This is a genomic window from Paraburkholderia tropica (genome assembly GCF_900109265.1).
GTDB classification, from domain to species: Bacteria; Pseudomonadota; Gammaproteobacteria; order Burkholderiales; family Burkholderiaceae; genus Paraburkholderia; species Paraburkholderia tropica.
Genome location: NZ_FNZM01000007.1, coordinates 346,325 through 363,562, shown reverse-complemented (window position 1 = coordinate 363,562; position 17,238 = coordinate 346,325). Strand labels below are relative to the sequence as shown.

15 protein-coding genes and 1 pseudogene are annotated in these 17,238 nt (G+C 64.3%); 7 read left to right on the top strand and 9 right to left on the bottom strand.

Annotated elements, in window-relative coordinates; translation table 11 throughout:
- Positions 1 to 151: 151 nt before the first annotated feature.
- The gene (locus BMY06_RS13985; RefSeq protein WP_065058571.1) at positions 152 to 862 is read right to left on the bottom strand and encodes a GntR family transcriptional regulator; all 711 of its coding nucleotides are present in this window, start codon (positions 860 to 862) and stop codon (positions 152 to 154) included.
- Positions 863 to 1,136: 274 nt separating this feature from the next.
- Between BMY06_RS13985 and BMY06_RS13980 the strand changes: the two genes are divergently transcribed.
- The 5 genes from BMY06_RS13980 (at position 1,137) to BMY06_RS13960 (ending at position 6,743) form a co-directional block, all read left to right on the top strand.
- On the top strand, positions 1,137 to 2,408 hold the full coding sequence (locus BMY06_RS13980; protein WP_244144369.1) for a major royal jelly family protein: 1,272 nt from the start codon (positions 1,137 to 1,139) through the stop codon (positions 2,406 to 2,408).
- A gap of 167 nt (positions 2,409 to 2,575) precedes the next feature.
- Positions 2,576 to 3,580: a C-terminal binding protein gene (locus tag BMY06_RS13975; protein ID WP_074983737.1), complete on the top strand. Its 1,005-nt coding sequence runs from the start codon at positions 2,576 to 2,578 to the stop codon at positions 3,578 to 3,580.
- 134 nt (positions 3,581 to 3,714) lie between these two features.
- A complete protein-coding gene (locus BMY06_RS13970) occupies positions 3,715 to 4,365 on the top strand; it encodes an RraA family protein (RefSeq protein WP_065058568.1) in 651 nt (216 codons plus the stop codon).
- Complete coding sequence (locus BMY06_RS13965; protein WP_074983735.1) at positions 4,352 to 5,299, top strand: sugar kinase; 948 nt, start codon at positions 4,352 to 4,354, stop codon at positions 5,297 to 5,299. The genes BMY06_RS13970 and BMY06_RS13965 overlap by 14 nt, the downstream gene beginning before the upstream one ends.
- Positions 5,300 to 5,402: 103 nt before the next feature.
- Positions 5,403 to 6,743 carry an MFS transporter gene (locus tag BMY06_RS13960; protein WP_065058565.1) on the top strand — a complete coding sequence of 447 codons (1,341 nt, stop codon included), beginning with the start codon at positions 5,403 to 5,405 and terminating at the stop codon, positions 6,741 to 6,743.
- 114 nt (positions 6,744 to 6,857) lie between these two features.
- On the opposite strand, the gene BMY06_RS13955 is transcribed toward BMY06_RS13960, so the two are convergent.
- The 6 genes from BMY06_RS13955 to BMY06_RS13930 form a co-directional block, all read right to left on the bottom strand.
- The gene (locus tag BMY06_RS13955) at positions 6,858 to 7,685 is read right to left on the bottom strand and encodes an IclR family transcriptional regulator (RefSeq protein WP_074983733.1); all 828 of its coding nucleotides are present in this window, start codon (positions 7,683 to 7,685) and stop codon (positions 6,858 to 6,860) included.
- 140 nt (positions 7,686 to 7,825) lie between these two features.
- Entirely contained in the window at positions 7,826 to 8,554 is a 729-nt protein-coding gene (locus BMY06_RS13950; protein ID WP_065058562.1) for an SDR family NAD(P)-dependent oxidoreductase, read from the bottom strand.
- Between the two features lie 46 nt (positions 8,555 to 8,600).
- Positions 8,601 to 9,902: an MFS transporter gene (locus BMY06_RS13945; protein ID WP_065058560.1), complete on the bottom strand. Its 1,302-nt coding sequence runs from the start codon at positions 9,900 to 9,902 to the stop codon at positions 8,601 to 8,603.
- A gap of 71 nt (positions 9,903 to 9,973) precedes the next feature.
- On the bottom strand, positions 9,974 to 10,711 hold the full coding sequence (locus BMY06_RS13940) for an SDR family oxidoreductase (RefSeq protein ID WP_065058559.1): 738 nt from the start codon (positions 10,709 to 10,711) through the stop codon (positions 9,974 to 9,976).
- Positions 10,708 to 11,229: a 2,4'-dihydroxyacetophenone dioxygenase family protein gene (locus BMY06_RS13935; protein ID WP_065058558.1), complete on the bottom strand. Its 522-nt coding sequence runs from the start codon at positions 11,227 to 11,229 to the stop codon at positions 10,708 to 10,710. Before BMY06_RS13935 ends, BMY06_RS13940 begins: the two co-directional genes overlap by 4 nt.
- A gap of 230 nt (positions 11,230 to 11,459) precedes the next feature.
- Entirely contained in the window at positions 11,460 to 12,014 is a 555-nt protein-coding gene (locus BMY06_RS13930; protein WP_074983732.1) for a hypothetical protein, read from the bottom strand.
- A 405-nt stretch (positions 12,015 to 12,419) separates the two neighbouring features.
- On the opposite strand from BMY06_RS13930, the gene BMY06_RS13925 reads away from it, so the two are divergent.
- Both BMY06_RS13925 and BMY06_RS38115 read left to right on the top strand, forming a co-directional pair.
- A complete protein-coding gene (locus BMY06_RS13925) occupies positions 12,420 to 13,589 on the top strand; it encodes a porin (protein ID WP_065058554.1) in 1,170 nt (389 codons plus the stop codon).
- Between the two features lie 309 nt (positions 13,590 to 13,898).
- A pseudogene (locus BMY06_RS38115) lies at positions 13,899 to 14,254 on the top strand (IS3 family transposase); the annotation flags it as partial.
- Positions 14,255 to 14,630: 376 nt separating this feature from the next.
- On the opposite strand, the gene BMY06_RS13915 reads toward BMY06_RS38115, so the two are convergent.
- The gene (locus BMY06_RS13915; RefSeq protein ID WP_244144370.1) at positions 14,631 to 16,103 is read right to left on the bottom strand and encodes a TolC family protein; all 1,473 of its coding nucleotides are present in this window, start codon (positions 16,101 to 16,103) and stop codon (positions 14,631 to 14,633) included.
- A gap of 6 nt (positions 16,104 to 16,109) precedes the next feature.
- Positions 16,110 to 17,237 carry an ABC transporter permease gene (locus tag BMY06_RS13910; RefSeq protein ID WP_065058551.1) on the bottom strand — a complete coding sequence of 376 codons (1,128 nt, stop codon included), beginning with the start codon at positions 17,235 to 17,237 and terminating at the stop codon, positions 16,110 to 16,112.
- Position 17,238: the final 1 nt, after the last annotated feature.

Genomic DNA, 17,238 nt, shown 5'->3' with positions numbered 1-17,238 from the left:
CGATCAGGACGCGTGCGCCGGCATCTTTTTCTGTTATCAGGGCGCGTGATAGGGCTGATCAGCAATCCGGATTGGACACGCCGCGATGCAGCGCTGAAGATGCGTGATGCGGCATGACTAGCGGTCAATCACTCGGATTGATAAACGCTGATTAACGGCCCGCGATCGCGTGGTGCAGGGCCGCTTGCGGCGCGTCCGCGGGTGCGGGCGTCTGGCCCAGACTGGCGCGGATATACGAATGCTCGGTGCTGCGAATATGCGTGCGCAACTCCGTGCACGCCTTCTTCACATTGCCCTCGCGCACGAGTTCCATGATATGCGCATGGGTGTCCTGGCAGGAATCGACGGTCTCGTCGGCCACAGAGAGGCGCGCGCGCAACGCGTGAATCTTGTCGGCGACGAGCTGATACGCCTGCTGCACATAACCGTTCCCGCATGCAGCGACGATCGCGCCATGAAACGCGGCGTCGTGATCGCGCGCGCGTCCGTCCTGCGTGCCGCCCGCGGGCGCGAGCGCTTGCGCCAGCGCGTCGGCGAGCGCGGCGCTATCGGCCTTCATCGCCAGTTCCAGCGCCGACGATTCGACGATCTCGCGAAAGCGGCAAATCTCGCGCACCTGCTCCACGGTCGGCTGGAACACGTAGGTGCCGGATTGCGGCTGCACTTCCACGAGCCCTTCAAGCTTCAGTTGCACCAGCGCTTCGCGCACGGGCGTCTTGCTCACGCCGAGCTGCCCGGCAAGCACGTTCTCCGACAGCTGGCTGCCGAACGCCAGATGGCCGTCGACGATCGCGCGACGGATGCTTTCTTTCGCAATAGCCGTGAGGGACTTCGGGCGCTCCCCCAGTTTTTCGATACTCATGGTCAGCCAGTGGGCGTATGGACCGGCGCGCGACAGCCTGGAGGCTGCTCGCCGATGCCGTGACGGGGACGTGGGCGTCGCGTTCCGCCGAAACCCGGCGTCGCATCGCAATGATCCGAAATATAGCACGCCCCCTTGTGGTATTGAGATCTGCAATCTAAGATATCAGTTGTCCGGAGCGCGAACCGGCCGGGTTCGGCAGGCGGCGCGCACGGCGACCGAAGAAAGCAAACGAAGAAGTCAAACGAGAAAGACAGACCGGAGGAGATGCTTCATGCAGGAGATCAACAACAAAGCGGCGAGGCTGTTGACGAGCCGACGCTGGATGAGCGCGCTGCTGGCCGGCGCGGCGCTGATGACGGCGGCGGGCGTGCAGGCCGCGTCGGACGGGCAGGGCGCACAAACGGAACCCGCCGTGCCGAAGCTCGAAGTCGTGGCGCAGTGGAACCGCTTGCCCTACGACCTCGGCGACCCGAAAGCCGAGCAGGCCTACGACGCGAATCAGACCTACAAGAAGGTGCTGCTGCAAGGCGTCAAGCTCGACTCGAAGGGCAATATGTATGTGAGCACGGCGCGCTGGGGCGGCCCCGAAGTGCCGGCCACGCTCTCGAAGCTCGTGAAGAAGGACGGCCAGTGGGAACTGCAGCCGTTCCCGAGCCTCGCGATGAACAAGGTCGGCGACCCGCAGGCGCTGCAATCGGTGCTGGGCTTCGAGATCGATCGCAACGACGTGATGTGGATTCTCGACCAGGGCCATATTGCCGGTCAGCCTTCGGCGCCGGGCGCGGAAAAACTCGTGCTCTGGGACCTCAAGACCAATCGCGAATTGCAGAGCTACGACTTTAGCGACGCCGATTCCGACAAGAAATGCTCGTTCCTCAACGACGTCGTGGTCGATAACGACCGCGACTTCGCCTATATCACCGACTCGGGCATCTTCTGCGATCACCTGCACGGCGGCCTGATCGTCTACGACCGCAAGCACAATCGCGCGCGCCGCGTGCTCGATCAGACCGTCTTCACGACGGACGAAGCGGGCTTCCAGTTCCGCATCGACAACCAGAACGTGCTGAGCAAGACGCCGATGCGCACGGGCGCGGACGGCATCGCGCTGTCCGGCGACAAGAAAACGCTCTACTGGACCAATCTGTCCGGCCACACGCTGTATTCGCTCGACACCGCGCTGTTGCGCGATTTCAGCACCAGCGAGTCGGCGCTGCGGACCTCGGTCAAACGCGTGGCCACGCTGCCGTCGAACACCGACGGCATGATCGCCGACCGCGCGGGCAACCTCTATATGACCGCGCTCGAAATGAACGGCATCATGTATCGCGATGCGAAGACCGGCAAGATTTCGACCTATGTGATTCATCCCGAGATGGTCTGGCCCGACACGATGAGTTGGGGTCCGGACGGCAATCTCTACGTGGTCGCGGGCCATCTGAATCTGTGGGTCGACAACGCGATGGATTTCGATCATCCCGCCGTGCCGAATTTCCGCATCTGGAAGGTGCAGGCGCACGGCCGCAGCTATAGCGCGCAGTAAAGACGCCGCAAATCGGCATTAACGCATTTGCAGTGACCGCAGTAAAGCGGGCCGCGCGGCCGGAATTTTGCACTCCGGTTGCGCGCGCCCAGGCAAACTCGCGCGCGTTCGGGCGGTGATCGGCTTCAATCAGCTTCGGTCGCGCGCAGTCGTGGAGGCAGGCAAGGGTGGAAAGCAGAAGTCTCGAAGAGGATCGCGGCGCGCCGCGCAAACGCGTGGTCGTGATCGACGATGGCTACGGTTCGTATGAAACGGAGCAACGGATTCTGGCGGCGGTGAATGCCGACGTCGTGGTGCTGCCATGTCGCGGCGACGCTGCGCGCGTGCGCGAAGTGGCCGCCGACGCCGACGCGCTGCTGGTGCGCGAATCGCCCGTCAATGCTGCCGCGATCGCGGCGATGCAGCGTTGCCGCGCGATCGTGCGTTATGGCATTGGCGTCGATAACGTCGATCTCGACGCCGCGCGCGACAAGCGCATCTACGTGGTGAACGTGCCCGATTACGGCGTGGAAGAGGTGAGCGATCAGGCGCTCGCGCTGCTGATGGCGGTCGCGCGTTACACGGTGCGCCGCGACGGCGCGGTGCGGGCGGGCGCGTGGAATGTGTCGCGCGAGCAGAAGATGTATCGCATCGCCGGACGCACGCTCGGTCTCGTGGGTTACGGGCGCATCGCGCGCGCGTTCGAGCGCAAGATGCGCGGCATGGGCGTGGCGCGCGTGCTTGTGTATGACCCGTTTCTCGATCCCGCGAAAACGCCGGGCGTCGAATGCGTGGATCTCGACACGCTCTGCGCAGAAAGCGATTACATCTCGCTGCATTCGCCGCTCACGCCGGACACGCGCAAGCTCATCAACGCGGCGCGTCTCGCGCGTATGAAGCCGACGACGATACTCGTGAACACCGCGCGCGGCGGCCTGATCGACGAAGCCGCGCTGATCGACGCGCTGCAACGCCGCGCGATCTTCGGCGCCGGTCTCGACGTGTTCGAAAACGAGCCGCCGCGCGCCGATCATCCGCTGTTTGCGTGCGAAAACGCCGTGCTCTCCGATCACACCGGCTGGTATTCCGAAGATTCGGTGGCGGAATTGCAGACCAAGGCCGCGCAGGAAGTGGCGCGCGTGCTGGGCGGCGATCAGCCGAAACACTGGGTCAATCCGTGGAGCGCTGTTTAAGCGTACACGTCAAGCACACAACTCAAGCGCATTCGCGCACCACGAAGGCAGACGGCGGCACCTGATTTTCAGGCGCGGCTGTTATTCAGTTAATTAGTCATGCTATTGAAAGTGTGAAACAAGGAGTGAAGGTTATGGAACTGCAAGCGCTCATCAGCGGATTCGAAAAAGTGGCGACGGCCTCGGTCGCCGACGCGGTGGACCTGATCGCGGGCCGCCGCGGCTTTATGGATCAGGCGATCAAGCCGCGCATCAACGAACGCAAGATCGTCGGTCCCGCCGTTACGATCCTCGAAGCGCCCACGCACGAAAAAGTCCCGCCGCAGCATGCGCTCGACGCCATCGACGAATCGCCGGAGGGCAGCGTGATCGTGATCGGCATCTATGGCGAGCCGAATGTGGCCGTGTGGGGCGGTCTGATGACGGCAGGCGCGGTGGCCAATCGCCATGCAGGCGCGATTCTCGACGGCGGCGTGCGCGACATCACGGAAATTCGCCGCGACTACGATTTCCCGGTGTATTCGCGCTCGGTGTCGCCGGGCACGACGGTGGGCCGCTTCACGACACTCGCGGCGAATATCGAAGTGGAATGCGGCGGCGTGAAGGTCAACGCGGGCGACATCATCGTGGCCGATATCGACGGCGTGGTGGTTGTGCCGCGCGAGCACGCGGAAGCCGTGCTCAAGATGTCCGAGGAGATCGACGCGCGCGAACTCGAGCAGGCGCGCCTGATCATCGGCGAAAAGTCGCTGCGCAAGGGACTCGCGAAATATGGCCGCATCTGACGTGAAGCCGGCCGACACGCCTGCGATCCTCGCGCTTGGCGAGCCGATGATCGAGTTCAACCAGTCGGCCTCCGACGACGCGCGTCAGTTCCTGCAAGGCTTCGGCGGCGACACGTCGAACTTCTGCGTGGCGGCGGCGCGCCAGGGCGCGAGCGTCGGCTACGTCACGCGCCTCGGCGACGACGCGTTCGGCAAGCTGTTCCTCGATCTGTGGCGCGCCGAAGGCGTGGACGTGCAGGGCGTCGCGAGCGATGCGCAGTCGCACACGGGCGTCTATTTCGTGACGCACGATGCGAGCGGCCACGCGTTCAGCTATCTGCGCAAGGATTCGGCGGCGAGCCGGATGTCGCCGCGGACGCTGCCGCGCGACCTGCTGGCGGGCACGCACTTCCTGCACGTCTCGGGCATTTCGCAGGCCATCAGCGCGAGTGCCTGCGATGCCGTGTTCGAAGCGATCGCCGTCGCGCGGCAGGCGGGCGCGGCGATCTGCTACGACCCGAACGTCCGCCTCAAGCTCTGGCCGCTGGCGCGGGCGCGCGCGGTGATCGAAGCGACGGCGCGCGAAGTCGACTATATGTTGCCGAGTCTCGAAGACGCGCAAACGCTTACCGGCCTGAACGACGCCGAGGCGATCGTCGCGCATTACCTCGCGCTGGGCGTGCGCGTCGTGTGCCTGAAGCTGGGCGGCGACGGCGTGCTGGTCGCGCGCGGCGAGCAGCGCACGCGCATCGCGGGCCATGCGGTGAACGTGGTCGATGCAACGGGCGCGGGCGATTGCTTCGATGGCGCCTTCGTCGCGCGTCTCGCGGCCGGTGACACGCCCGAGGACGCCGCGCGTTACGCCAACGCGGCGGCGGCGCTCTCGACGCAAGGCTTCGGTGCGGTGGCGCCGATTCCGCGTCCGGACGCCATTGCCGCGCAGCTGAAAAACTGAACGGTGCATGACCGGCGCGCGCTGCGAACGTGGCGCGCGCCAATCACAATTTCGTCAACGAATAAAGCAGCGTCACAAGCTGGACAGAGGTGAGGAGACACCCATGAGCACCGATATCGCGCTCGAAAAGCGCACCATGAGCAAGGTCACGCGGCGTCTGATGCCGTTTCTGATCCTGCTGTACTTCTTCGCGTTCCTCGATCGCGTGAACGTCGGCTTTGCCGCGCTCACGATGAACCGCGATCTCGGCCTGACCGCCTCGCTGTTCGGCTGGGGCGCGGGCATTTTCTTCATCGGCTATTTTCTGTTCGAAGTCCCAAGTAATCTTGCGCTCGCCAAAACGGGCGCGCGGATCTGGCTGGCGCGCATCATGATTACGTGGGGCATCGTCTCGGCGTGCGGCGCGCTTGTCAAGGGACCGGCCAGCTTCATGACGCTGCGTTTCGTGCTGGGCGCAGCCGAAGCGGGTTTCTTTCCGGGCGTGATTCTCTATCTGACGTTCTGGTTTCCCTCGCGTTATCGGGCGCAGATTATCGGGCTGTTCATGCTCGCGAATCCGGTATCGACGGCGCTCGGCTCGATCGTCTCCGGTTTCATTCTACGCATGGACGGCTTGCTCGGCGTGGCGGGCTGGCAGTGGCTGTTCATCCTCGAAGGCATGCCTTCGGTGGTGATGGGTTTCATCACGCTGCGCTATCTCAGCGATGCGCCTTCAAAGGCGCGCTGGCTTGACGCCGACGAACGCGACTGGCTCGATCGGCAGATCAGCAGCGAAGCGGCGGAACGCGCGCGCAGGCACAAGCTCTCGCTTGGCCAGACGCTGATGAATCCGCATGTGCTGCTGCTCGGCCTGATCTATTTCCTGATCGTGACGGCGAATAACGGTCTCGTGCTCTGGCAGCCGCAGATCATGAAGGCGCTCGGTCTTGCCGAACATTGGGTCGGGCCCGTGAACGCGATTCCGTTCGTGGTCGGTGCGATCACCATGCTGGTTTGGGGACGCCTCGCCGACCGGCGCGGCAAATACCGCATCGACCTCGCCTGTGCGTGCACGGTCGCGGCGGTGGGGCTGGCGCTCGCGGCATCGTCGACGCAACCGCTCATGGTGATCGCAGGCCTCGTGCTCGCGGCGGTAGGCGGTTATGGCGCGCTGCCCGCATTCTGGGCCTTGCCCACCACGTTCCTTTCGGGCACGGCAGCGGCGGCCGGTATCGCGCTGGCGAATTCGATCGGCAATCTGGGCGGTTTCGCCGGGCCCTATCTGATCGGCTATGTGCGCTCGACGACTTCCGGCTACGGCTACGGTCTCGCGATGCTCGCCGTCGCGGCGCTGCTCGCGGGGCTGATCAGCCTGTGCGCGCGCGGTCCTTCGGGCAGCGACGAAGCGGAGGCCTTCGACGGCCAGATCGACGCGCACGCGCATCGCCCGTCACGCGGTCATTGACGATAAACGACGGATGATAAAAACGCCCGCGACGCCGTTTGGAACACGGCGGAGCGGGCGTTATTTTGTTTGATCGGAGCGGAAGATCTGGTGGCAGAGGCGCGCGTTCAGCGCTCAGCGCGCCGCAACCGGTCCGAGCCGCGCGGCAATCGTGCGGCACGCCGCAAGCAGCGGCTCGATGTAATGGCGTTGCGCGTCCGCCTCGCGGCGGAACATCGGCATGCTGATGCTGATGCAGCCCACCGCGCGTCCGTCCGCGCCGCGAATCGCCGCGCCATAGCACCAGATCGACTGTTCGTTTTCCTCGCGGTCTTCCGCGTAGCCGCGTTGCGCCGTGAGTTCGATTTCGTGGCGGATCGCGTCGAGATCGGTCATCGTGTGTTCGGTGAAGCGCGTGCGCGGCGCGCGTTCGAGCAGCGGTTCGCGCTCGGCGGCCGTGAGCGTCGCGAGCCACGCTTTGCCGACCGAACTCGACGTCAGCGACACGCGCGTGCCGATGCGCGAAGCCATGCGCACCGCGTGCGGGCTTTCGAGCTTCTCGATGTAGACCATTTCGCCGTCGCTCGGCACCGCGAGATGCACGGTTTCCGAGGTGGCGTTGCGCAGCTCCATGAGCGCGTCCACGGCCGCGATACGCAGATCGGAGCGCTCCCAGGCCCGGCTCGCGAGATTGACGAGGCGCGGACCGAGCCCGAACGTATTGCCGCCGCCATGCGCCACCACCAGCCCTTCGGCCTGTAAGGCCGCGACGATGCGATGCACGGTCGGGCGCGGATAGCCGCTGGCCGTCGCGAGTTTCGCGACATTGGGCGGCGTCTCGGCGTCGGCGATCAGTTGCAGGACCGCGATGAACTTCGAAAACGCGGCGGCGCCCGCCACCGCCGTGGCAGCAGAGGGCAAGGCGAATGAAGCGGGCGGAGCGGACTTTTCGGAATTCGACATCGGCGAACGAGGAGGCGGAAATGCGGGCAATCAGTCAGGCCGCGAGGCCACGGGTCGCGCCATTATGCCCGCAAACCCGGCGTGCGAAAATCCGCGTCGCCGGGCCGCGATGCGCGCGCGATGCCCGTGCGTTCACACGCTCACGCGCAGAGATAGCCGCCGTCGATCGGCACGATCGCGCCGGTCATGAACGACGCGGCCGGCGAGCACAGGAACGCCGCCACGTTCGCGACTTCTTCGGGCAGGCCCCAGCGCTTCATCGGCGTGCGTTCGAGAATGCCTTGCGAGCGGCTGCTGTCGTCCTGCAAGGCCTGCGTGAGCGGCGTTGCGATCCAGCCGGGCGCGATGGCGTTGACGCGAATCGAGTCCGCCGCGTAGGCAATCGCGAGCGAGCGCGTGAGCTGCGCCACGCCGCCCTTGCTCGCGCTATAGGCGGGCACGAGTCCGCCGCCGAAGAAACTCAGCATCGACGCCGTATTGACGATGCAGCCCGACGACGCCTTCAGCAACGCGCGCGCGCTCGAACACACGCGCATCGTGCCGTTCAGATTGATGTCGAGCACGCGCTCGAACACCTCGATTTCGTGCTCTTCCACGCGGCTGATGACGCCCGCGCAGTTCACGACGATGTCGAGCCGATCGCAGGTGCCGATCAGGGCGGCGACGTCGTCGGAGGAACGCACGTCGAGATTGGCGCGCTGCACGCCGGCGTCGAGCGCGTCGGGCGTGCCTGCGGGCGGCGGCAGGCCGGCCGCGACCGTGCGCGCGCCGAGTTGCGCGAGGCGGTTCGCAATCGCCGCGCCGATGCCGGAGAAGCCGCCCGTGACGAGCGCGACTTTGCCTTCGAGAAGATTGCTCTGGAATGTCATGATGATGTCCGGTGTGTATCGGTATGTTCGAGAAAAGTGCCTGAAATCAGGTGGTTTGCGCGGCGGCGGCGTGGGTTGCGTCGTCGGGTTTCACTTCCTTCACGACGAACAGATAGACGAAGGCCGCAGCGAACGCGATGGCCGCGCTGATGAGCAGCGCGTTGACGAACGAGTGTGTCTGATCGACCACGATGCCCGTGATGACGGGCGCGAACGAGCCGCCGAGATAGCCGCCGAAGTTCTGCATGCTGCCGAGCGACGCCACCAGATGACGCGGCGCGGCGATGCTCACGAGCGCCCACGCGCTGCCGCTGGCGAGATTCACGAAGAACATCGCGAGCGAAACGTAGGTGATGGCGAGCGCCGTGCTCGGCGTGTAGGCGGCGGGCACCGTGAACGCGGCCGCGCCGATCAGCCCGACGCACACCGGCCACTTGCGGCTGCGAATCGGCGCGACGCCGCGCTTGAGCAGGTAGTCGGCGATAAAACCGCTGCCCGCCATGCCGATCGTGCCGAACACATAGGGAATCGCGACCAGCCAGCCCGTGTGCGCGATGCTCAGGTGGCGCTCTTTCTCCAGGTAGCCCGGCAGCCACGTGAGGTAGAGCCAGACCATGTAGATCACGCCCATGAAGCCGAAAATCATGCCCCACGTGTTGCGCAGTTTGAGCAGCATGCCCCATTCGGCAAAGCTGATGCCTTTCGCGCGCGGCGGCTCTTTCGCGCCGTCTTCGAGCCACGCGGTTTCGTCGGCGCTCAGCGCGACCTGATCGCGGTTGCGATAGACCGCATACCAGCCGATCGACACCAGCACGCCGAGCACGCCCATGATGACGAACATCGGACGCCAGCCGAACGACAGCATCAGCACGGTGAGCAGCGGCGGCGCGATCATCGGCGCAATCGTCGACGAGGAAATGAAGGTGCCGGTTGGTCCGCCGCGCTCGCGCACCGCGAACCACTCGTGAATCACTTTCGCGCCTGCGGGAAAGAGCGGCGCTTCGGCCACGCCGAGCACGACGCGCGCGATGAGAAAGTGATTGAGCGTCTGGATGAAGCCGCCCGTGACTTGCGCGACCGACCAGACCAGCATGCCGAGCCCGAGCATCACGCGCGAGCCGAAACGGTCGAGCAGGGCGCCTACCGGCAACTGCGCGAACGCATAGGCAAGCGAAAACGCCGAGAGCAGCAGGCCCATTTCCGACGCGTTCAGATGCAGTTCCTGCGCGACCGAATGATTGGCGATCGACAGCGTGCTGCGGTCCAGATAATTGACGATGCCGGCCACCGTGAGGAAAGCGACGGCGACCGTCTGGATGCGTTTGAGCCGGGGCGATTTGGTCGGCATGGCTCGTCTCCTGAAAATTGTAATAAGTGCCGGTCGGATCGCGCGTTGCGGGTTCGAAACCTGCGTCGAACTCAGTAAGTCGCGCGTCCGCCGGATAGGTCGAAGGTGGCGCCGGTGCTGAACGTGCAGGAATCGGAGCATAGCCACAGCACGAGATCGGCGACTTCCTGCACGGTGCCGAGGCGGCCGAGCGGGCTCTTGTCGATCATCGTCTGCACGTGCGCGGGCGACATCTGTGCGAGCAGCGGCGTGTCCACGGCGGCGGGTGCGATCGCGTTGACGAGCACGCCCGTCTGCGCGAGTTCCTTGCCGAGCGATTTGGTCAGCGCGATCACACCGGCTTTCGCGGCGCTGTAGGCCGAGGCATTCGGCGTGCCTTCCTTGCCCGCGAGCGAGGCCACGTTGACGATGCGGCCCGCGCCCGCGTTGCGCATCGCCGGCACGACATGCCGGCACACGTGATACGTGCCGAGCAGATTCACGTCGACGATGTGCTGCCATTCGTCGGGCGAATAAGCGTCGAGTGGCACGGTCGATCCGGCGAAACCCGCGTTGTTGACCAGAAAATCGATGCGCCCGAATTCGGCGAGCGTGGCGGCCAGCGCGGCGTCGACGGTCTGCGCCCGCGTGACGTCCACTTCGACGTGACGCGGCGCATGCAGCGCGGACGTGTCGCCCGCGACGCGATCCCAGTTGACGGTGCGCGCGCCGAAGCTCGCGAAGGCGTCGCAGATCGCGCGGCCGATGCCGCCCGCCGCGCCCGTCACCACGGCCACGCGGCCGCTGAAGTCGTAGCGGGCCGCGCTCATCGGATGAACTGGTCCACGTAGTCTTCGCCGAGACCGACCGACGCGTAGTGCTTGCGGCACATGTCGATCTTCGTGAAGACGTCTTCGTAGCCCGTGTAGTTGCCGTACGGATCGCAATAGAACATCACGCCGTTCACCTGGAAGTAGGTGATCATTTCCTCGACGTCGTCCGGCACGTAGAGCGTGTGCGTCTCGCCCGGCGGTTCGTAGACGTAGCTGCCCTCGGTCGCTTCCCAGTCGTGTTCGAGATAGCGCCAGCGGCCCTTGAGAACCATGCCGTGGACCGCCTGCGGATGACGATGGCGGCTCAGCACGCCCGACTTGCGCACGCGCAGCAGGTTCATCCAGTAGCCCTGCGAGGCGTTCAGGCAGAGCGGGCGGAACCACACGTTCTCGGCTTGCGGCACCCAGACGCGTTCATCGGTGGGAATGGCGGAAGGCACGACGATTTCCTGTTGCGCTTCCTTCGGAAACGGCAACTGATAGGGCGTCATCGGCGAAAAATCCTGGGTCGACATGCGGGGGGCTCCTTGTTGTTTGTCCATAATATGGACGCGTAGTCCACGATATGGTTGATTTTGAGCTAGATCAAGGAAGCGGGTCAATGCCAGGGTATGCCCGTAGAGGACGCGCGGCGGCGCGAGAGCATTTGTGTCGCCGTTCAAGTAGTTTAATTTGGCATCCGAAGTATTTGGGTGGCGGCTTTCATCACGCGAAGCATCGGGTGTCAGGCGTCAGGCGTCAGGCGTCAGGCAAGCAGCGTCGTCAGTCCGACGCAGGCGGTAATCACGGGCGCGAGCGAGCGGAATCGGGCGGTCAGGCGCGCGAGCCGGTTGCCCGCCCACACGCCGAGCCAACCCATCAGCACGTAGAGCACGACGAGCATCGTGCAGATCCACGGCGCGATGTCCGTACCGTTTCGCGCGAGGACGGCCGAATAGATCAGCAGATTGTCGGTGCTCACGGAAAGAAACGCCGACACCATCACGCCCATCGAAAGCGTAAGCGGAACGACAGGCTGAGAAGACGCGGCGTCACGGCGCGAGCCGCGTGCGAGTTGCACGAGACCGATCGTCAGGGGCACGACGCCGAAGTAGCGCGACGGGATCGCCACCGAGTTGGCCGCGAGGAAAACCAGCAGGCTCAGCGCCACCACGCCTGCGCCGGTCGCGACGAATGCCGCGAATAACCGGAACGGTCTCGCGGAGGCCGAGAAGGCCAGAATGAGCGCGGCCGAATCCATATTCGTCGCGACAAAGGCCGCGAAAGTGGCCGAAAGGATGGTGAATGGCAGGGCGGTCACGCGGTGAATCCTGATGAACGAGGCGTCATTTTGAGGCCGTTGGCGCGCATCAGTCCAGTCGTTGCGCGTTGAATGGCGCTGCCATTGCGACGATTACATTTGCCTGAATTCAGCTTGCCATGACTGAAATAACGTTAGCTTTTTGGTGAAATTCCAACAGTTTCATCTGAATCAGAAAATTAAACGTCGACGCGTAAGCCCCGCGCAGACGCGTTTTGCGGCTGATGCACGATGAATTCCGATTTCTTCAATTGTGAATTTCAATCCCTGATTTCTCGCGACTTTTGATTAAACCTAGACTGCCCGTTCTGCTGCTGCCGAGTCGCGCTGCAGAACCGGTAAAGACCGCCATAGCGGCACCCCGGCAATCATTCTTATTAATTCAGTCAGTTTGGAAGGTTATCGATGAAGATCAAGAAGACCGTTATGGCGGTAGCAGCGGTGATGCCGCTTTTTTTCCTCGCGAGCGCCGCGCACGCTCAAAGCAGCATTACGCTTTATGGCCTCATCGATGAAGGTCTGAATTTCACCAGCAATGCGGGCGGGCATTCGGCGTGGGCGATGTCGAGCGGCGACACCGCAGGCAGCCGCTGGGGCCTGAAAGGCAGTGAAGATCTGGGCGGGGGCTACAAAGCGATCTTCAAACTGGAAAACGGCTTCAACATCAACACGGGCAAGCTTGGGCAGGATTCCAGCATGTTCGGGCGTCAGGCCTACGTGGGGCTGTCGTCGGACCACTACGGGACAATCACGCTGGGCCGCCAATACGATACGAGCGTCGACGACTACGGCTTCGCCAGCTTGACCGCCGCGGGCAACTGGGCCGGCGACATCTCCGCGCATCCGTTCGACAACGACAACGCGGATTGGGATTACCGCGTGAATAACGCCGTCAAATACGTGTCGCCGACGTGGCGCGGCCTCACGGGCGAAGCGATGTACGGCTTCAGCAACGAGGCGGGCGGTTTCGCCAACAACCGCATGTGGGGCGCGACGCTCAACTATCAGAACGGCAACTTTACGGCAGCGGCCTCGTATCTGAAGATGAACAATCCGGGCCTGACGACGACCGGCGCGATTCCGACCGGCGATCTCTTCGACGGCGCGTCGCAACAGACAATCGGTCTCTCGGCGAGCTATCGTTTCCCGAAGGTCGCTGTTGCCGCCGCGTGGTCCCATGTCGACGTCTACGATCCGACCGGCAACGTGTGGCTGAACAACACGAGTCTGTCGAACGGCGCGAACTGGAATTCATGGAAGTTCGACAACTTCGAACTGAATTCGCAGTACTTCTTCACGCCGACGTTGTGGCTCGGAACCGCGTATACGTTCACGATGGCGCATCTTTCGTCGACGGCCGGCAGCTACGTGCCCAAGTGGCACCAGATCAGCGTCATGCTCGACTATGACCTGAGCAAGCGTACGTCGCTTTATGTTCAGGGCGCGTGGCAGCACGTGGTGAGCGCGCATACGGGTACGGACTTCGATGAGGCGCAGATTGTCGATGCGTCGGCCGGTGCATCGTCGGGCGTGAACCAGATGGTGTACCGCGTCGGGATCATGCATAAGTTCTGATGGTTTAGGTGAGGCTGTGTTCGGGCTCGGCTGGCTGGTTCGCTGGCTGGTCGGGCTTGGGTGCAGCGAGTTGCAGACTTACGAACTGTGCGGGTTGCGGTTTTGGGATCATAAAAATATATTGATTCCTGGCATCTTCGGGATGGTGTTGCGTGGGGTTGGTTCTCCATTATGAGCGCAGCGAGTGTCCAATGCGGCGGCCGGCACCCCAGGTCGATCCAGTTGGACGGGTTCATCGTGCTTTCTTCCCGGACAATCCAGTGGCCGCCGTCGCCGGCCCGGTGGGTGTTGTGCGGTTTCCCGCAGCAGTTGCATTACGACACGAAGCCTGACCACGAGAACGAGGTGCTAGCGGTGCGTCTGGTGTAGCTGGCGCACGAACGTCATCGGTTCGGCGACCGCCGGTTGCACGCCCTGGTGGACGCGAAGGCACACACGCCAATCACCAGCGAATTTATCGCTTGTACGGTGAAGCAAGGCTGACTGTGCGGCAGCGGCGCAGGCGCCACGGCGTAATGATTGAACGCGCGCAACTGGCGCTGCCGAAAGCGCCGAACGAGGTGTGATCAATCGATTTCGTGATGGACGCACTTGCCAACGGCCGGCGCGTGAAGTGCCTGACTGTCGTCGACGATTTCACGAAAGAGGCTGTCGACATCGTCGTCACCCAACGTCGTGCTCGCGGTCGGCAACAATCTCAACGACGTCGGGATGAGCGGATCGCGGGTAAAGCACCAAAGTAAATCCGCAATTGTGCTTGCACTTAGCGGGGAAGCCCTTGAAGTACTTCGCGCGCAAATTCTGGCGGTTTGGCTGAGAAGGGGGCGATTGATAAATGACGTGCAAAGCGTTCGATTGTGCGAAATGCGCGGTCGCGCGACGCCCTGTTACAGGCTTATCCACGTCTTGCTACTGGCATTTTCTGCACGAGAAGTGCGATTCCCCCAAGATAAGCAAGAGGATGATTGGCAAAGGCAATGCTTCGAGCACGCCATCGGTTTTGCTTCCTGCCCGCCGTTCCCGCAGACTCATGTGCGTGCATCAATCAAACACATTGGCGTCGGCGGTCGGGGCGGCAGTTGCGTCGTCGCCTTCCGCCCAGCCACCGCCTAGCGCGAGGTACAGCTTCACCGTTGCCAGTGCGGCGTCGGTTTGCGCCAGCGCCAGTTCGACCTCGCGCTGTAACGCATCGATACGTGCGTTGAGCGCATCCTCCAGCGTGCGCTGTCCGCCTTCGTACAATTGCCGGGCGCTCCGCGCGTTGCGGCGGGCGACGTCGAGCGACGCTTCGAGGCGCGCGCTGCGCGCATCGAAGCCGTGACGTAGCCCGTACGCGTTATCCACTTCTTCAAGCGTCTGTAGCAGCGCCTTGTCATGCTGCGCGAGCGCGGCCTGCAAGCGCGCATCGTTTGCGGCGACGTTAGCGCGCAGTCGTCCCGCATTGAAGATCGGCAGGTCCGCGCCAACCCCGATGAGCCCGCCGGTGCCTGACAAGCCCGGCAATCCGTCCAGATGCACATGGCCGTCGAGGCCGATGAACGTGAGATAGAAGCGCGGAAAGAGATCGGCCTTCGCGCTGCCGAGCCGGGCCGCCTGCGCGCGCACGAGCGCGGCGCTCGCCCTCACGTCGGGACGGCGTTCGAGTACGGAGGAGGGCACTTCGCCCGCGGGCACGGGCGGGACTTCCAGCGTGCCGGGCGCTCCAAGCGGCGTGGCGTCCTGCGCGGCGCGGCCCGTGAGCACCGCGAGGCGCCGTTCGCGCACGGCGATCTCGCTCACGAGGAGTGGCCGCTGCGCCTCCGTGCGGGCAATCTGGTCGTCCACGCGGCCCAGGTCGTAGCGCGTTGCCTGACCGGCCGCGAAGCGTGCGTCGGCGTAGTTTCGCAATGCGCGCAGCGTGTCGAGAGTGCGGTCGAGCACCGCGAGCCGCCGTTGCAGCCCGCGCGCCGAGAGGTAGTTTTGCGCAACTTCCCCGGCGACCGCGATGTGCGCACCGCGCAGTTGCTCCTGCGCCGCATCGGCCATCGCGGAGGCGGCTTCGGCGTCGCTCGCGTGGCGTCCGAACACGTCGACTTCCCAGGTCGCGCTCACCCCGTCCGCCCAGGCGTCGAGGTCAGGCGAATCGTCGGGAGCGCCGGACGGATCGCGCAGATTGCCAAACCCGTGTGCGGCTCCCGCCTGTGCGGACAGCGACGGGTAGCGCACCGCATCGGCCATCGACGCGATCGCGCGCGCCTCGCGCACGCGTGCCTGTGCTGTGCGCAGGTCGTCGTTCGAGCGCAGCGCGGCCTCGACATAGCCCGTCAACTCGGGGTCTTGCCACGTCCGCCACCAGTTCGTGAGATCGGCGGCGGCGTGCGCGGAAGGCACTTGAGAGAAAGCGGCGGGAGCTTCGCGCTGCGGCGGCACGTCCACCTTGACGAGCGAGGTGCAGCCCGCAAGCGCGGCCACGAGGCACAGCGCGCAGGCGCGCAGCGTCATGGAAGGGGGCGAGGGATAACGTGGACGAATCATCGCGGTTCAGCCTTGTTGCGCGAGCATGGAGCGAAAGCGCGCGAGTGCGAGCAGCAGAAAGAGAGCGCCTGCGGCACTCACGCCGGCGAGCTGAGGCCACACGATGTCGAGGCCCGCGCCCCGAAACAGGATGGCCTGGGTCAACGACACGAACTGGGTGGTCGGCAGCAGCTTCACGAACGGTTGCATCGCCACCGGCATGCTTTGCACCGGCGTGGCCGCGCCGGACAGCAGATACGCGACCGCGTAGGTCGGCACCGCGAGCAGGCCGAACTGGGGCATGGCGGGCGCGAGCGTGGCGAGCCACATGCCGAGCGCCGTGACGGAAAAGAGGTACAACGCGGTGCTGAGCGCGAAAAGCCCGAGCGAGCCCTCAAGCGGTACGCGCAGCCACAGGTTGACGACGAGCACGAGCGAGAGCAGCGACACGACAAAAATGACGAGTCCATTCGCGAGGATCTTCGCCACAGCAATCTCGCTCGCGCGCACGGGCATCACGAGCAGGTGCTCGATTGTGCCGTGCTCGCGCTCGCGGATCACGGCCGCGCCCACGAGAATGATCGACAGCACCGTGATATTCACGACGATCTGCATGCTCGAGGTGAACCAGTACGATTCGGTGTTCGGGTTGAACAGCACATGCACCACCGCTTGCGCGGGCAATTGCGCCTGAGCGTTGCGCGCGTGCAGGAACGCGAGCGTTTCGGCAACGAAGATCTGCTGGAGATAAGCGGTGCCGAGTCCCGCCTGGGTCATCGCCGTCGCATCGACGAGCACCTGCACGCTGGGCGCGCGGCCCGCGAGCACGTCGGCTTCGAAGCGCGGCGGAATCTCGATCGCGAAGATGTAGGTGCCGCGATCGAGCGCCGCGTCGATGTCGCGCAGCTCGACGTCCACGGGTGGCCTGAAGTAGGGCGGCTGGATCGCCGCGCGCAGTTGCCGCGAAAGCTCCGAATGGTCGGCGTCGACGATGGCGACCGATGCATTCGAGACTTCGGCCTTGATGCCTTTGGCGACTGAGTACACGGCAAACGTGAAGGCGAACGCGATCAGCGCCATCAGCGTGGCGTCGCCGAACAGGCTGAAGATCTCCTTGTGCGCGAGGCGGGCGACGTTTCGGAACCATTGCAGCATT

What these genes read in the sequence shown, in the direction of transcription:
- BMY06_RS13980 (WP_244144369.1), top strand. Translation starts at nt 1,137, where the DNA reads ATGCAGGAGATCAACAACAAAGCGGCGAGGCTGTTGACGAGCCGACGC.
- BMY06_RS13985 (WP_065058571.1), bottom strand. Translation starts at nt 862, where the DNA reads ATGAGTATCGAAAAACTGGGGGAGCGCCCGAAGTCCCTCACGGCTATT.
- BMY06_RS13925 (WP_065058554.1), top strand. Translation starts at nt 12,420, where the DNA reads ATGAAGATCAAGAAGACCGTTATGGCGGTAGCAGCGGTGATGCCGCTT.
- BMY06_RS13945 (WP_065058560.1), bottom strand. Translation starts at nt 9,902, where the DNA reads ATGCCGACCAAATCGCCCCGGCTCAAACGCATCCAGACGGTCGCCGTC.
- BMY06_RS13915 (WP_244144370.1), bottom strand. Translation starts at nt 16,103, where the DNA reads ATGATTCGTCCACGTTATCCCTCGCCCCCTTCCATGACGCTGCGCGCC.
- BMY06_RS13935 (WP_065058558.1), bottom strand. Translation starts at nt 11,229, where the DNA reads ATGTCGACCCAGGATTTTTCGCCGATGACGCCCTATCAGTTGCCGTTT.
- BMY06_RS13970 (WP_065058568.1), top strand. Translation starts at nt 3,715, where the DNA reads ATGGAACTGCAAGCGCTCATCAGCGGATTCGAAAAAGTGGCGACGGCC.
- BMY06_RS13940 (WP_065058559.1), bottom strand. Translation starts at nt 10,711, where the DNA reads ATGAGCGCGGCCCGCTACGACTTCAGCGGCCGCGTGGCCGTGGTGACG.
- BMY06_RS13955 (WP_074983733.1), bottom strand. Translation starts at nt 7,685, where the DNA reads ATGTCGAATTCCGAAAAGTCCGCTCCGCCCGCTTCATTCGCCTTGCCC.
- BMY06_RS13965 (WP_074983735.1), top strand. Translation starts at nt 4,352, where the DNA reads ATGGCCGCATCTGACGTGAAGCCGGCCGACACGCCTGCGATCCTCGCG.
- BMY06_RS13910 (WP_065058551.1), bottom strand. Translation starts at nt 17,237, where the DNA reads ATGCTGCAATGGTTCCGAAACGTCGCCCGCCTCGCGCACAAGGAGATC.
- BMY06_RS13960 (WP_065058565.1), top strand. Translation starts at nt 5,403, where the DNA reads ATGAGCACCGATATCGCGCTCGAAAAGCGCACCATGAGCAAGGTCACG.
- BMY06_RS13950 (WP_065058562.1), bottom strand. Translation starts at nt 8,554, where the DNA reads ATGACATTCCAGAGCAATCTTCTCGAAGGCAAAGTCGCGCTCGTCACG.